Below are 13,936 nucleotides of genomic sequence, written 5' to 3'. Positions count from 1 at the left end.
GTAAACTTGCTCGGGTCGTATTCGCACTACTAAAGGGGCAGAGCGAATACCAGCCGAAAGCAAGTTGAGGGTTTCCCCTAAACCATAGAATCTCCCACACTGGAATGCAATCCGTTGTGGGAGCGAGCCTGCTCCGGGCGGCGATCCGACGATTGGCCGTTATGCGGTCTTGATTCTTAAATTCTGTTTAAAGGTTAATCGTTTCTTAACCGGTTTATCGTTTATTCCCCGATGCTGATGATAGGCGCTCGTTCGTTTACATGATCAGGATCGCCCCATGTCGCACTTCGCCTCTTCCCGTCGTTTCAGCCTGGCCACGTTGGGCCTGTCGGTTGCCTTGCTGTCCAGCCCGTTTGCCTTTGCCGAGTCTGTCTTGATCGAACCCCGGACCCTGATCGTCGATCAGAGCCTGCCCAAGGCGCAGCGTGATGCGATGGAACTGGCGGCACGGCGTTACGGCAGTTTCTGGAACACCGGCGAAGAGGCGCTGGCCACTGCGGCCCTGTCGCCGCAGTTTGTCGACAAGACCCCGCCGGAAGGCCGGGTGCAGGGGCCGACCGGGCCGCTGCTGGCATCGAAGTTCTTTCGCACGGCGGTGCCGGACTTGAGTTGCGAGATCGAGCAAATGATCGTCGCCGGGGATCGCGTGGTGGTGCATCTGCACTTTCGCGGGCATTTCACCGGCACGTTCAAGGCTCTCAAAGGGCAGGGCCAGCGTGTAGACTTCCGGGCTACCGATATCTATCAGATCGACAATGGTCGCATCGCGGCCAATTGGCATATCGAAGACAACATCAGCCTGATGGCGCAACTGCAAGCGCAGCCGCCGGCCAGCTGAACCATGGACATGAAAGGGAAACGCGATGAGCGAGGAAACGATTCGATTGGGACGTGAACGGCGCTATCTGGTGTTGCTGGGCATCATCTGCCTGGCGCTGATCGGCGGCGCGCTGTACATGCAGATCGTGCTGGGCGAGGCACCGTGCCCGCTGTGCATCCTGCAGCGTTATGCGTTGCTGCTGATCGCGCTGTTCGCGTTCATCGGCGCGGCCATGCGTACCCGCCGCAGCATCACGGTGTTCGAGGTGCTGGTGGTGATTTGTGCCATCGCCGGGGCCGGTGTTGCCGGGCATCACGTGTACACCCAGTTTTATCCGGCGGTGAGTTGCGGCATCGATGTGTTGCAGCCGATCGTCGATGATCTGCCGCTGGCGAAGATCTTCCCGCTGGGCTTCCAGGTCGACGGTTTCTGTTCGACGCCGTACCCGCCGATCCTTGGCCTGTCGCTGGCGCAATGGGCACTGGTGGCCTTCGTGCTGGTGGTGATTCTGGTGCCGCTGCTGACCTCGCGTAACCGAAAAGCACTGCGCTGAATCAACTTTTCGGCGCTTGCGCCGATAAAACAAACGCCTCGATTTGCAGTGATGCGACTCGAGGCGTTTTGCATTTCAGGGTCTGTGTGAAAACACCGTGACGAACGGCAAGGAAGGGTGCGACAGGTGTGCGACATGTTGTCACACACGCCCTGTCGCAGGGCGATTCACAGGGCCGGATTGGAGTGCTGTTACAAAAAAGGATTGGTCTGTTTCAGCGTTTTTCGGTTTTTGCACGCGTGTGCCGGAACAGGCAGTTTTAACAGACTCCGACAGATGGCCAAAAGCCTTGGCATATCGGGCTTTGCGCGGATCGCGCGGTGGGAAAAAGCCCTCGGAGCTGTCTGAACTGATGCCGATAGACCTACATTTTTTGGTGTTTTTGTTGAGAATCGATTTCGATAACATGCGGAACTTTTGCAAAAACGGTGATGGATTGTTGCTCTGAGCGATAAAAATTATTTCGGGATAAGACATGGTGTATAGGGCGCTACCTATCTACAATCGCCCGCACTGAATTCCCGGCACTGTTCAGCCTTTATTAAGGAGGCGAGCAGGAAGTCGGGTGTCGAGCAGCCGAGAGGCATGCGAGACACCCAGGTGTCGGTGCCTTCCAACTTTCCGCACCAAATGGAATTGGTCTGTAACAAGGCCTTTGACCACGAATTCGAATAAGAACTGAACGCTGTCCCAGGTTTTGTCGAGCGTCTGACGCGCGACGGGCGGCCCTTATTCAATCCAAAGAAAATGCCAACCCTTGGCAGGGTGAAGTGTTGGCGATCAAAACCCAACTGCATTGCGCAAGCTGCTTTAGAGGTCGTGAGATGAGTAAAAACAGGTACCCCAGATTACTAGGCCTAGTGCCGCTGCTCGGCACGTTGTTGCTGGGAGGCTGCAACATGACCTTGCTCAATCCAACGGGCCAGGTCGGCCTGGAACAGCGCAACCTGATCATCACCGCTACGCTGCTGATGCTGTTGGTTGTTGTGCCGGTCATCGTCATGACCTTCCTGTTCGCCTGGAAGTACCGCGCCTCGAACAAGAACGCCGTCTACACCCCGAAATGGTCGCACTCGACCAAGATCGAAGTGGCAGTCTGGACCATCCCGGTCCTGATCATCATTGCCCTGGGTTACATCACCTACAAGTCGACCCACTCGCTGGATCCGTATCGTCCGATCGAATCCGACGTCAAGCCGGTGACCATCGAAGTGGTCGCGCTGGACTGGAAGTGGCTGTTCATCTACCCGGAACAAGGCATCGCCACGGTCAACAAGATCGTGTTCCCGGCGCACACGCCAGTTAATTTCCGGATCACTTCGGACGCGGTGATGAACTCGTTCTTCATCCCGGGCCTGGGCGGCCAGATCTACGCGATGGCGGGCATGACCACCAAGCTGCACCTGATCGCTGACCGCAACGCTGAAATGGACGGTATCTCCGCCAACTACAGCGGCGCTGGTTTCACCGGTATGAAATTCAAAGCGATCGCAACTTCTCAGGAAGATTTCGACGCCTGGGTAAGTGAAGTCAAAAAGGCACCTAAACAGCTTGAACCAGCTGAATACGCAGCCCTTGCCAAGCCAAGCCAGAACAATCCAGTCGAGCTCTACTCCTCGGTCACGCCGAACCTGTTCCAGACCATCGTCGACAAGTACGAAGGCATGAAACCGGGCAAGCCGCTGAAGCACGAGAAGAAAGAGAAAGAAGTGGCGGCAACGGATATGGACTCGAATTCGCATTCAGCTGCCGGGGCAGAGGAGTAAACGATGTTTGGTAAATTAAGTTGGGAAGCGATCCCTTTCCACGAGCCGATCGTGATGGTCACCATCTCGATGATCGCGCTCGGTGGTCTGGCGTTGTTCGCTGCAATCACCTACTTCAAGAAGTGGACTTACCTGTGGACCGAGTGGCTGACGTCGGTCGACCACAAGAAAATCGGCGTGATGTACATCATCGTCGCCATGGTCATGCTGCTGCGCGGCTTTGCCGACGCCATCATGATGCGTACCCAGCTGGCCATGGCCACCGAGGGTTCGCCTGGCTACCTGCCACCTGAACACTATGACCAGATCTTCACCGCTCACGGTGTGATCATGATCATCTTCATGGCGATGCCATTCTTCACCGGCCTGATGAACCTTGCAGTGCCGCTGCAGATCGGCGCGCGTGACGTTGCGTTCCCGTTCCTGAACTCCCTGAGCTTCTGGCTGCTGGTGTCCGGCGTCGTGCTGATCAACCTGTCCCTGGGCGTCGGCGAATTCGCCAAGACCGGCTGGGTTGCCTATCCACCGCTGTCGGGTCTGCAATACAGCCCTGGCGTGGGGATGGACTACTACATCTGGGCGCTACAGCTATCGGGTCTGGGTACAACGTTAACCGGGGTTAACTTCCTGGCGACCGTGCTGAAAATGCGTACCCCGGGCATGAAGCTGATGGACATGCCGATCTTCACCTGGACCTGCACCTGGGCAAACGTTCTGATCGTGGCTTCGTTCCCGATCCTGACCGCTACCCTGGCACTGCTGACCCTTGACCGTTACATGGATTTCCACATTTTCACCAATGAACTTGGTGGCAATCCAATGATGTACGTCAACCTGTTCTGGGCGTGGGGCCACCCTGAGGTTTACATCCTGATCCTGCCGGCGTTCGGCATTTTCTCGGAAGTCATCTCGGCCTTCACCGGCAAGAAACTGTTCGGCCACCACTCGATGATCTACGCCTCGGGCGCGATCTCGGTACTGGGCTTCATGGTTTGGCTGCACCACTTCTTCACCATGGGTTCGGGTGCCAGCGTCAACGCCTTCTTCGGTCTGGCGACGATGCTGATTTCCATCCCGACGGGTGTGAAACTGTTCAACTGGCTGTTCACCATCTACCAGGGCCGTCTGCGCTTCACCAGCCAGGTTCTGTGGACTCTGGGCTTCATGGTGACCTTCGCCATCGGCGGCATGACCGGCGTACTGCTGGCCATCCCGGGTGCTGACTTCGTTCTGCACAACAGCCTGTTCGTGATCGCGCACTTCCACAACGTGATCATCGGCGGCGCGGTATTCGGCTACATCGCAGGCTTCGGCTTCTACTTCCCGAAAGCGTTCGGCTTCAAGCTGCACGAAGGCTGGGGTAAAGCAGCATTCTGGTTCTGGATCTCGGGCTTCTTCGTCGCGTTCATGCCGCTCTACGCTCTGGGCTTCATGGGCATGACCCGTCGTCTGAACGCCACCACCAACCCTGAGTGGGTACCGTACCTGTACGTTGCCATGTTCGGTGCGATCCTGATCGCTGTGGGTATCGCTTGCCAGCTGATCCAGCTGTACGTGTCGGTACGTGACCGCAACAAGCCGGAAAACATGTGCGAACACGGTGACCCGTGGAATGCCCATACCCTGGAATGGTCGACCTCGTCGCCACCTCCGTTCTACAACTTCGCTGTACTGCCAAAAGCAGACTGCATCGATCCGTTCACCGAGGCCAAGGAAAACGGGACCGCGTACAAGGCTCCGGCCAAGTACGAACCGATCCACATGCCGAACAACACCGCCACTGGCGTGGTAATGGGCGCACTGCTGACCGTGTTCGGTTTCGCGATGATCTGGCACATCTGGTGGTTGGCGATCGCCAGCCTGGCCGGCACTGTCATCTACTTCGTGATCCACGCAGCACGTGACGATCAGGGCTACATGGTGCCGGTCGATGTGATCGAGCGCATCGAAGCCGAGCAGCACAAGCGTCTGGTAGCGGCCGGGAAGATCCCTGCTTCCGCAACCCGTGTTGAAACCAAGTTGGAACAGGCTTAAACAATGTCGAACTTAGTGACCAATGCTGGACACGCCCATGGTCATGACCATGGGCACGATGACCATCACCACGACTCGGGCGAGATGACCGTATACGGTTTCTGGCTCTACCTGATGACCGACTGCATTCTGTTTGCGTCGATCTTCGCGGTATACGCGGTACTGGTAAACAACGTCGCCGGTGGCCCGTCGGGCCACGACATCTTCGAACTGCCATACGTGCTGGGCGAAACCGCTCTGCTGTTGTTCAGTTCGATCACCTACGGCTTCGCCATGCTGGCGTTGTACAAAGGCAAGAAGCAGCAGGTTCTGGGCTGGTTGTTCCTGACCTTCCTGCTCGGCGCAGGCTTTATCGCCATGGAGATCAACGAGTTCCACCTGCTGATCTCCGAGGGCTTCGGTCCTAGCCGTTCGGGCTTCCTGTCGGCGTTCTTCACCTTGGTCGGTACCCACGGTCTGCACGTATCCGCGGGTCTGATCTGGATGGGCATCATGATGTACCAGGTCAACAAGCACGGCCTGACGGCGACCAACAAGACCCGTCTGAGCTGCCTGAGCCTGTTCTGGCACTTCCTGGACGTGGTGTGGATCTGCGTATTCACCGTTGTTTACCTGATGGGGACCCTGTAATGGCTAATGCACACTCCCATGACAGCCATGATGCTGGCCACGGCAGCGTAAAGTCGTACGCCATCGGCTTCATCCTGTCGGTGATCCTGACCGTCATCCCGTTCGGCCTGGTGATGTTCCCGACCCTGCCGAAGTCCACCACGCTGGCAATCGTCCTGCTGTTCGCCGTGATCCAGGTGATCGTTCACCTGTATTACTTCCTGCACCTGGACCGCTCCGTGGCTCAGCGTAACAACGTGATCGCGTTCGTCTTTACGGCCATCGTGATCCTGCTGCTGGTCGGCCTGTCGCTGTGGATCATGTTCAGCATCCACACGTTCATGATGGCGAAGTGAGGTAGACCCGATGTCGCTCAAGCACTTTATCCAAATCACCAAACCGGGGATCATTTTCGGTAACGTGCTTTCTGTGGCAGGCGGGTTCTTCCTGGCCTCGAAAGGGCATGTGGATCTGGCGGTGTTCCTGGCCGCCATGATCGGCACTTCCCTGGTCGTGGCCTCCGGTTGCGTGTTCAACAACTGCATCGACCGCGACATCGACCTGAAGATGGAACGCACCAAAAACCGGGTGCTGGTTCAGGGCTTGATCTCCCTGAAACTGGCCCTGGTCTATGCGACCGTCCTGGGTGTCGCCGGCGTTGCGTTGCTGTACAAGGTGGCCAACCCGTTGGCTGCCCTGTTCGCCGTAATCGGCTTCATCATCTACGTCGGCTTCTACAGCCTGTACCTCAAGCGCAAGTCGGTTCACGGCACGCTGGTGGGCAGTCTGTCGGGCGCCATGCCGCCGGTGATCGGTTACGTGGCCGTGACCAACAGCTTCGACATGGCCGCGCTGACCCTGCTGGTGATGTTCAGTCTGTGGCAGATGCCGCATTCCTACGCCATCGCGATCTTCCGCTTCAATGATTACCTGGCCGCATCGATTCCGGTGCTGCCAGTGAAGCGCGGGATCCAGGTGGCCAAGAAGCACATCCTGTTCTACATCCTGGCCTTCCTCGTGGCGACCTTGATGCTGACCTTCAGCGGTTACGCCGGCATGAGCTACCTCGCCGTCGCCGCGGCCATGGGCATGTACTGGCTGTACATGGCCTGGACCGGCTACAAGGCGGTGGATGACACGGTCTGGGCACGCAAGCTGTTCGTGTTCTCGATCTTCACCATCACCGCGCTGAGCGTCATGATGTCCCTGGACTTCAAGGTGCCGACCGAGCTGCTGCTGACGTACGCGCCGTAAGGTTCGAACGTTGTACGAGAAACCCCGTTCATCGAGAGATGAGCGGGGTTTTTTGTTGCTCGGATGCTGGAGAGACGACGTCAATTGTCGCCGACAGACCTTCTCCCAAAAGGGCGCGGTAACCAGCCATTCTCCCGAAGCGACTCGCTCGAAATCGACAGGTTGCGGTCGGTAGGCAAAAGCCCTAGATTCGGATCCAACGACATGCATCGATCAAGAGGCTGGGCGAAATGACTGAGAGGATGACCTGCGACGAACGCTTCATTGCCCTGGCAAAAGAGCTGAATTACGACATCAATGGCGAGAACACGGTGGGCGGCAATTACGCGCCGCTGGTGCGTCATCGCGATGAGCTGTACATCAGTGGCATGGTGCCGCGCACCGAGGGCAAGATTCAGTATCCCGGCCGGGTCGGGCTGGAGCTGACGCTCAAGGATGCGCAAGCCGCCGCGAGCATCAGCGCCATGCGTTGCCTGGCGTTCATCGTCGATGCAGTCGGTTCGCTGGACAAGGTCAGGGCGTTGTTGCGGGTCACGGTGTACGTGAAGTCCACGCCGGATTTCGTTGACCTCAGCGAAGTCGCCAACGGCGCTTCGGATGTATTCAGTTATGTGTTGGGCGATGTCGGGCGTCACACCCGCACCACCGTCGGCGTCTATCAGTTGCCGAAAAACGCAGCTATCGAAGTCGACATGATCGCAGCGGTACATCCGTCGGCATAATCGCTGAAAGTCGCTCAACAAAAAGCCCCGCCTGAATTTCAGAGCGGGGCTTTTTCGTCAGCGCCAGTGTTACTGGGCAGCAATGCTGTAGCCGTCGAACGCGGTCTGCTGTTGCAGCGCAGTGATGATGTTCTTGCGGTTGATCGCGTGCTCGGTGCCGGTATTGTCGACGAAGGTTTCGCCTTCGACTTCGGCTTCGTCACCTTCACCCACAAAGCTGAAACCGAGGAATTCCAGCGCCTCGCGATCCACACTCAGGCGCGAACGCGGTGTGCGCATCGGCAGGGTCACGCTGATGCCGTCCTTGCTGATGCTGAACACTTCGACGTCTTTCTTGGCGCGTGCGGCCTTGCTCTTGCCGCCGCTCGGGTTGCTGATGGCCTGGTGGGTCTGGTTCAGCACCTTGAGGGCCAGGCCGTAGACGATTTCCTGAAACGCCGGATCGTCCTTGAAGCTGGACAGGATGCGGCTGATCGGGAATTTGCTGCTCAGGTCTTCGAGCGCGGCGGTGTCAGCGGCCTCGGCGTCCTTCAGCGCTTTGAGCTGACCCATCAGCTCGTAAGCCTGATCGTCATCGAAGCGATCATGGGCCTGACGGATCGCGGCGCGCAACTCGCGGATCTGATCGCTCTCGCGGCTCGACTGGAACGCGTCCAGCACCATCTCGCTGATGATCTTCGCCTGTGGGATGTGTTGTGAAAGATTGATGGAGTTTTCGTATTCCGCTTTGGACGACAGAGTGACTACGGATTCAGCGGTGTTGAAATCGGACATTGAAATTTCACTACTTTTTTAACTTGAGATGAGACGAGAAAGCGCTGAAGGCTTTTTCAGGCCGACTAATTTAGGGGAGCGCGGCGGCGTTGTCACGGAGCAAGGGGCCGGCGGTGCCGATTATTTATCCTGATGTTTTCTGATGGGTAACCAGGCACCGCGAGCGCCCTGCGTTATTCATTGGCGACGGCATTTATCGGCAATCGCCGGGACGCCAGGTCACGCAGCGTCCAGTAGAGCTTCAACGAGCGGGTACCGATCAGGCCGCACATGAAACCTGCAATACCGGACTTGAGCAGCAGGTCGGGGGAGGAGGAAAGCTCGGGATGCACGTCATGCTGATAATTGAAGTAGTAGTTTGCGAAAAAGAACATCAAATACATGATCAGGGTTTTTACCGTGCCGGGCATGATCAGCCCGGTCGCGGAGTCGTCGAGCACTACGCCCCGCCGGGAGAACACCAGCCAGGCCGAGATTCCACCCAACATAAGCGAACCGAACCAGATGCTCAAAAACAAGACCGGGTTGATCGTCAGATTCACGCAGTACAGCGACCACGCGAGAAACGCCGGGGGTGTTATGAGCATTGAGGCGCGGCTTTCACGGCGAGGAGAAAATGCCTTGATACCGAGACAGACCACCAGCAGAAGAATCAGGTAAACCCGCAACGGGGTGTTTTGCAGAATCGTGAGCATTGCGCAGCATCCATGCTGGAAAAGGAGGAGGGTGGAGCATAGCCGGGGTCACGGCAACCGTCGGCTATTTCAACCGCAAACGCTCCATTGCGATCACCGATGTTTCAAACCCCAGGCTGGCAAAAAATGCCTCCGCACCTTCGCGCCCGGCACGCAGGACCCAGGTGATGTCGGTGTTGTCGCCCATCACATGTTCAACCAGCGCCCGCCCGATGCCCGCGCGCCGATGTTGCCCGTCGACCACTACCATCGACAGGTAACCGTTGGACAAACCATCGGTGAGGCCTCGGGCGAAACCGACAATCTGCTGGCCGCTCAATGCAACGGCGGTGCGTTGGGAGTTCTGGATGAGCTGGGCGAAATGCTCGGCGGTGCCGGTGCGGTGGCCCCAGCCGTGCCGCTCGAGAAACTGCCTTGCCGCCTCCACTTCCGTGGGCAGGAGGTCGCGTATTGAAATGTCTTTGTTCATTCGTTGATCCCGTCCCTGGTGTATTTCCAACAGTAGTCGCGTTGCTTACGGTCTGCCCCACATCTGCATGGCGAACTCGACGAAGCGACGCAGTTTCGGCAGCCGATAGCGATCCGGCGCGTAAAGCAGATGCATCGGCCGGTTTGGCGGCTGGTATTGCGGCATCACGACAACCAGTCGGCCGTCGCGCAGATCCTGTTCCACCAGCGCGTCCGGCAGCATCACGATGCCCATGCCGGTGCGCGCGGCCTGATGCAGGCCGGCGGAACTGTTGATCAGCATCGGGCCTTTGACGTCGACCATGATTTCTCCGTCCGGACCGCTGAGGCGCCACTGTTTTTCCACCGATTGCCAGTCATCGCCGGCGGGGTAGGCGAAGGACAGGCAGTCGTGCTGACGCAGCTCTTCAGGCGTGAGCGGCATGCCGCGTCGGGCCACGTATTCCGGGGAGGCGCAGACGGTCAGGGTGTAGTCGATCAGCGGGCGGGCGATCAGGTTGGACTGGTCGAAGTGCCCCAGTCGGAAGGCCACATCGAGACCACTTTCCAGGAGATCCGGACGGCGGTTGGTCAGGATCACATCGAGTTTGACCTGCGGGCATTGCAGGGAAAACTCACTGAGCGCCGGGGCCAGGCGTTCGACGCCAAAGGTCAGCGGCGCAGTAACTCGCAGGATGCCGCGCGGTTCATCGAGCGTCTGCTCGGCGAGCCGCTCGGAGTCGGCGACCAGACCGAGCACTTCCAGGCAGCGCTGGTAGTAAACGCTGCCGAACTCGGTCAGTCGCTGGCGGCGGGTGGTGCGTTGCAACAGTTGTACGCCGAGCCGTTGCTCCAGCGCCCGCAGGTGGTTGCCCACCATGGTCGTGGACATTTCGCACTGCAGCGCGGCCGCTGTCATGCTGCCGGACTCCACAACCTTGACATACACGCTCATCGACTGGAAAAGATCCATTATCAAGCCCGGCTTTTAAATGATTGAAGTTTTGCCGAGTTTATCCAGTTCGGGTGGATAACCATACTGCCAGCAACTTCTCACCTTGCTGGAGTTTGCCGACATGACCGCCGCCCTGATGAACACTTATCAACCGCTGGACTTGAGCTTCATCAAAGGCCTGGGCACCCGACTCTGGGATCAGGCGGGCCGCGAGTATCTGGACGCGGTGGCGGGCGTGGCGGTGACCAATGTCGGCCATTCGCACCCGCGCATCGTGTCGGCGATCAGCGAGCAGGCGGGATTGCTGCTGCACACCTCCAACCTCTACAGCATCGACTGGCAACAATCGCTGGCGCAGAAACTGACGCGACTGGCGGGAATGGAGCGGGCGTTCTTCAACAACTCCGGTGCCGAGGCCAACGAAACCGCGCTGAAACTGGCGCGTCTGTACGGCTGGCGCAAAGGTATCGAACAGCCGCTGGTGGTGGTGATGGCCAACGCGTTTCATGGCCGTACCCTCGGCACCTTGTCCGCCAGCGATGGCCCCGCGGTGCGCCTGGGTTTCAATGACTTGCCGGGGGATTTCGTCAAAGTGCCGTTCGGCGATCTTGAGGCGCTGGAGCAAGTGCAGCGCAAGCATGGTCAGCGGATCGTGGCGATTCTGGTCGAACCGATCCAGGGTGAAAGCGGTGTGCAACTGGCGCCGCCCGGCTACCTCAAGACCCTGCGTGAATTGTGCAACCGCCACGCCTGGCTGCTGATGCTCGACGAAATCCAGACCGGCATCGGCCGTACCGGCCGCTGGTTTGCGTTCCAGCATGAAGGCATCGTTCCCGACGTCATGACCCTCGCCAAGGGCCTGGGCAACGGCGTGCCGATCGGCGCCTGCCTGGCACGAGGCCGGGCGGCGGATCTGTTCACCCCTGGCAGCCACGGCAGTACCTTCGGCGGCAATCCACTGGCGTGCCGGGTAGGTTGCACCGTGCTCGAGATCATCGAAGAACAAGGCCTGTTGGAAAATGCCAGGATCCAGGGCGAGCGCCTGCTGACCCGTTTGCGCGCAGAGTTGGCGGACAATCCGAATGTGCTGGCGATTCGGGGGCAAGGGCTGATGATCGGCATCGAACTCAAACAGCCGGTCCGCGACCTGACATTAATCGCGGCACGGGACCACGGACTGCTGATCAACGTCACTCGCGGCAAGACGATCCGGCTGCTGCCGCCGCTGACGATTGATGAGCGGGAGGTGGGGATGATTGTCAGAGGGGTGGCTCGGGTGCTGGGCGAAAGCTGATTGTCCCGGTCGCGTCTGAAATGGCTGCCGTTTTTTCGGCAGCCATTTTTTTTTAATCAGGGTAGTCCGACAAATCCGGCGCCAGCATTCGGGTCTTCGGTGCGCCGTTCGCGTTGTGCTGAATGATGTCGTTCGGCTGTCCCTGTTGATTGAAAAACACCTGGCCGATCCCCGCCGAATTCCACAGGCGTTCACCCGCTTCGGCGTGCTCGGGCACATAAGGCACGATGCGCATGCGGCGGCGTTTGGTCAGCCAGTTGAGCGGTGAGCGCGGCGAGTAGAGCCAGCGGTTGAGGCGGTCGAACCATTCCAGCAGGGTCGGCGGGAATTCGTTCTTGATGCCGCTGCTGGTGATTTGCCAGATGCGCGGGCCGGCCTTGCGGTGTCGGATCAGGACTTCGTAGACGAAGGAATAATGCACGTCGCCTGACAGCACCACGTAACTGCCCGGTGTACGTGAGTGTCGGAAAATGTTCAGGATGACCTGGGCCGCGCCGCGATGGGCCATCCAGTTTTCCGCGTCCACCAGCAGGGGATAACCGCACCAGCTGAAGACTCGTTGCACGGTTTCGATCAGCTTCACACCGAAGATCGGTGCCGGCGAAACGATGATCGCCGAAGGGTGGTCGAGCAGTTCCTGCTGCAGTTCGCTCAGAGCTTCCCAGTCCAGCAGACCCGACGGTTGCTTGAGCGCCATCTCGCTGCGCCAGCGTCGGGTGCGGGTATCGAGCACCACCAGCGCCGGGCTGCTCGGCAATACGAAATGCCATTGCTGAAAACGCAGCAGTTCCTCGATCAATGCGTCCTGCACGGGCGCGTCGAGATAGCGATCGTCACCGCTCGCGCTCAGGCCTCGGGTTTTCTCCAGCACTGCGCTGAATGCATCCGGATGGTTGCCCCAGCCCTGACACAGCATGTAGGCGATCAGCGCGTTGCCGATGATGCGTTTGGAGAACGGGTGGCCGTAGGCCGTTTCCTCCCATTGCGCGGACAGGTTCCAGTCGTCGGTGATGTCGTGGTCATCGAAAATCATCAGGCTCGGCAAGTGCGCCAACGCCCGGGCAACCTGGCCGAGTCCGGCCTTGAACCCGTCAATGCGGGTCTGCTCGAGGGCATAGCGCTTGAGGCGTTCAGGCGTCAGCGCTGGCGGTTGCGGATTGACCAGTGCCCAAGGGGTTGGCGACCACACCAGCAAATACATCGCTATCACTTCGGCAAACGTCACGAGGTGATTGTCGGCGCTGCTGCTGGTGAAGATCGGCTTGCGCGCCCCCCCGAAGAAACGCTCGCGCAGTGTCTCGTTACTTTCCAGTGCCGGCAGTAAATCCGCACGGTGGTAGTAACTGGCCGGGTGTTCGTAGAGCTTCGCGCTGTCGCTGACCACCGCGCCTTCGAGGTGCTCACCAAAGAGGCCGAGGCGCTCGATCAGGGCATGAATTGCCCGCAGCATCGGACCGGCCACGTCATCGGCGTAAACCTGATCACCACTCATCATCAACAGCGCGGGGCGCTGCTGCGGATCAGTTTCGGCGGCCAGCAACCGGTCAACGCAGAGCAGACCGTCGGCGGCCGGGTGATGCGGCTTGCGGCAGGAACCGTGGAGCAACTGGTCGATGCGCGAGCGCAGGACGAAGTTCGGGCCGGTGGCGTTGTCGTAGAGCAGGTGTGGCGCCCAGTCGGCGATGGGCTGCTGGCCATCGATCAACAGGTCGTAGTCGATGCGGGTGTCGCAGGGCAGGGCGGTTTCCAGCGCAACGTCGATCAGGTGAACAAACGCCCCGGTGCCCACAGGAATGACAGTGCATTTCCCGGCATCCAGTGGAATGTCTCCTACGCCTTGCAGGCGCAAGGTCAGCGACAGCTCGCGGCTGCCGACCAGCCAAAGCACCAGGCGCGTCGGTTCCAGTCGGCGCAGCAGTGGCCCGGCCAGAACAGCAGGCAACGGGCTCAGGTCATCAGGTGTCGCAGGCATTGGGGAAAAAGCTCAAGGCGTACAGGCCGGCGATGATAGCG

General features: G+C 59.1%; 15 protein-coding genes. 9 read left to right on the top strand and 6 right to left on the bottom strand.

Translation table 11 applies throughout. The annotated features are described in order from the left end of the window. Positions 1-277: 277 nt before the first annotated feature. Together CAF79_RS20335 and CAF79_RS20330 are read left to right on the top strand one after the other, a co-directional pair. Entirely contained in the window at positions 278-838 is a 561-nt protein-coding gene (locus CAF79_RS20335) for an ester cyclase (RefSeq protein ID WP_085699896.1), read from the top strand. 25 nt (positions 839-863) lie between these two features. Beyond that, positions 864-1,373, top strand: a complete 510-nt coding sequence (locus CAF79_RS20330) for a disulfide bond formation protein B (protein ID WP_007956723.1) — start codon at positions 864-866, stop codon at positions 1,371-1,373. Positions 1,374-1,514: 141 nt separating this feature from the next. Here CAF79_RS20330 and CAF79_RS28955 read toward each other — a convergent pair whose 3' ends face one another. Then, entirely contained in the window at positions 1,515-1,850 is a 336-nt protein-coding gene (locus CAF79_RS28955) for a hypothetical protein (RefSeq protein WP_139832617.1), read from the bottom strand. Positions 1,851-2,197: 347 nt separating this feature from the next. On the opposite strand from CAF79_RS28955, the gene cyoA reads away from it, so the two are divergent. The 6 genes from cyoA (at position 2,198) to CAF79_RS20295 (ending at position 7,758) form a co-directional block, all read left to right on the top strand. Next, positions 2,198-3,139: a ubiquinol oxidase subunit II gene (cyoA, locus tag CAF79_RS20320; protein ID WP_085606895.1), complete on the top strand. Its 942-nt coding sequence runs from the start codon at positions 2,198-2,200 to the stop codon at positions 3,137-3,139. A gap of 3 nt (positions 3,140-3,142) precedes the next feature. Then, a complete protein-coding gene (gene cyoB / locus CAF79_RS20315) occupies positions 3,143-5,173 on the top strand; it encodes a cytochrome o ubiquinol oxidase subunit I (RefSeq protein ID WP_085699894.1) in 2,031 nt (676 codons plus the stop codon). A 3-nt stretch (positions 5,174-5,176) separates the two neighbouring features. Continuing rightward, positions 5,177-5,803 carry a cytochrome o ubiquinol oxidase subunit III gene (locus tag CAF79_RS20310; protein ID WP_065261340.1) on the top strand — a complete coding sequence of 209 codons (627 nt, stop codon included), beginning with the start codon at positions 5,177-5,179 and terminating at the stop codon, positions 5,801-5,803. Next, complete coding sequence (cyoD, locus tag CAF79_RS20305; protein ID WP_065261339.1) at positions 5,803-6,138, top strand: cytochrome o ubiquinol oxidase subunit IV; 336 nt, start codon at positions 5,803-5,805, stop codon at positions 6,136-6,138. The genes CAF79_RS20310 and cyoD overlap by 1 nt, the downstream gene beginning before the upstream one ends. A gap of 10 nt (positions 6,139-6,148) precedes the next feature. After that, a complete protein-coding gene (gene cyoE, locus CAF79_RS20300) occupies positions 6,149-7,036 on the top strand; it encodes a heme o synthase (protein ID WP_039765651.1) in 888 nt (295 codons plus the stop codon). A gap of 230 nt (positions 7,037-7,266) precedes the next feature. Continuing rightward, positions 7,267-7,758 carry a RidA family protein gene (locus tag CAF79_RS20295; RefSeq protein ID WP_085699892.1) on the top strand — a complete coding sequence of 164 codons (492 nt, stop codon included), beginning with the start codon at positions 7,267-7,269 and terminating at the stop codon, positions 7,756-7,758. Between the two features lie 69 nt (positions 7,759-7,827). Here the strand turns inward: CAF79_RS20295 and CAF79_RS20290 are convergent, their stop codons facing one another. From CAF79_RS20290 to CAF79_RS20275, 4 genes are all read right to left on the bottom strand, one after another. Next, positions 7,828-8,532: a hypothetical protein gene (locus tag CAF79_RS20290; protein ID WP_085699890.1), complete on the bottom strand. Its 705-nt coding sequence runs from the start codon at positions 8,530-8,532 to the stop codon at positions 7,828-7,830. Between the two features lie 173 nt (positions 8,533-8,705). Then, positions 8,706-9,227, bottom strand: coding sequence for a hypothetical protein (locus tag CAF79_RS20285; RefSeq protein ID WP_085699888.1), 522 nt, complete (start codon positions 9,225-9,227; stop codon positions 8,706-8,708). Between the two features lie 64 nt (positions 9,228-9,291). Continuing rightward, positions 9,292-9,696: a GNAT family N-acetyltransferase gene (locus tag CAF79_RS20280; protein ID WP_085699886.1), complete on the bottom strand. Its 405-nt coding sequence runs from the start codon at positions 9,694-9,696 to the stop codon at positions 9,292-9,294. A gap of 45 nt (positions 9,697-9,741) precedes the next feature. Then, positions 9,742-10,647, bottom strand: coding sequence for a LysR family transcriptional regulator (locus CAF79_RS20275; RefSeq protein WP_085699883.1), 906 nt, complete (start codon positions 10,645-10,647; stop codon positions 9,742-9,744). Between the two features lie 103 nt (positions 10,648-10,750). On the opposite strand from CAF79_RS20275, the gene CAF79_RS20270 reads away from it, so the two are divergent. After that, positions 10,751-11,923 (top strand): aspartate aminotransferase family protein, encoded by a 1,173-nt coding sequence (locus CAF79_RS20270; RefSeq protein ID WP_085699881.1) that lies wholly within the window; start codon positions 10,751-10,753, stop codon positions 11,921-11,923. Between the two features lie 52 nt (positions 11,924-11,975). Here the strand turns inward: CAF79_RS20270 and CAF79_RS20265 are convergent, their stop codons facing one another. Further along, entirely contained in the window at positions 11,976-13,895 is a 1,920-nt protein-coding gene (locus CAF79_RS20265) for an alkaline phosphatase D family protein (RefSeq protein WP_085699879.1), read from the bottom strand. Between the last annotated feature and the right edge of the window lie 41 nt (positions 13,896-13,936).

Source organism: Pseudomonas sp. B26(2017) (genome assembly GCF_002113045.1).
GTDB lineage: Bacteria > Pseudomonadota > Gammaproteobacteria > Pseudomonadales > Pseudomonadaceae > Aquipseudomonas.
The sequence above is the reverse complement of the archived record's forward strand: the minus strand, read 5'-3'. Positions and strand labels throughout refer to the sequence as shown.

Excerpts from the sequence above, each read along its gene's own strand:
- cyoE (WP_039765651.1), top strand. The coding sequence starts at position 6,149 with ATGTCGCTCAAGCACTTTATCCAAATCACCAAACCGGGGATCATTTTC.
- CAF79_RS20335 (WP_085699896.1), top strand. The coding sequence starts at position 278 with ATGTCGCACTTCGCCTCTTCCCGTCGTTTCAGCCTGGCCACGTTGGGC.
- CAF79_RS20330 (WP_007956723.1), top strand. The coding sequence starts at position 864 with ATGAGCGAGGAAACGATTCGATTGGGACGTGAACGGCGCTATCTGGTG.
- CAF79_RS20265 (WP_085699879.1), bottom strand. The coding sequence starts at position 13,895 with ATGCCTGCGACACCTGATGACCTGAGCCCGTTGCCTGCTGTTCTGGCC.
- cyoB (WP_085699894.1), top strand. The coding sequence starts at position 3,143 with ATGTTTGGTAAATTAAGTTGGGAAGCGATCCCTTTCCACGAGCCGATC.
- CAF79_RS20290 (WP_085699890.1), bottom strand. The coding sequence starts at position 8,532 with ATGTCCGATTTCAACACCGCTGAATCCGTAGTCACTCTGTCGTCCAAA.
- cyoD (WP_065261339.1), top strand. The coding sequence starts at position 5,803 with ATGGCTAATGCACACTCCCATGACAGCCATGATGCTGGCCACGGCAGC.
- CAF79_RS20310 (WP_065261340.1), top strand. The coding sequence starts at position 5,177 with ATGTCGAACTTAGTGACCAATGCTGGACACGCCCATGGTCATGACCAT.
- CAF79_RS20280 (WP_085699886.1), bottom strand. The coding sequence starts at position 9,696 with ATGAACAAAGACATTTCAATACGCGACCTCCTGCCCACGGAAGTGGAG.
- CAF79_RS20275 (WP_085699883.1), bottom strand. The coding sequence starts at position 10,647 with ATGGATCTTTTCCAGTCGATGAGCGTGTATGTCAAGGTTGTGGAGTCC.
- CAF79_RS20270 (WP_085699881.1), top strand. The coding sequence starts at position 10,751 with ATGACCGCCGCCCTGATGAACACTTATCAACCGCTGGACTTGAGCTTC.
- cyoA (WP_085606895.1), top strand. The coding sequence starts at position 2,198 with ATGAGTAAAAACAGGTACCCCAGATTACTAGGCCTAGTGCCGCTGCTC.
- CAF79_RS28955 (WP_139832617.1), bottom strand. The coding sequence starts at position 1,850 with ATGTCTTATCCCGAAATAATTTTTATCGCTCAGAGCAACAATCCATCA.
- CAF79_RS20295 (WP_085699892.1), top strand. The coding sequence starts at position 7,267 with ATGACTGAGAGGATGACCTGCGACGAACGCTTCATTGCCCTGGCAAAA.
- CAF79_RS20285 (WP_085699888.1), bottom strand. The coding sequence starts at position 9,227 with ATGCTCACGATTCTGCAAAACACCCCGTTGCGGGTTTACCTGATTCTT.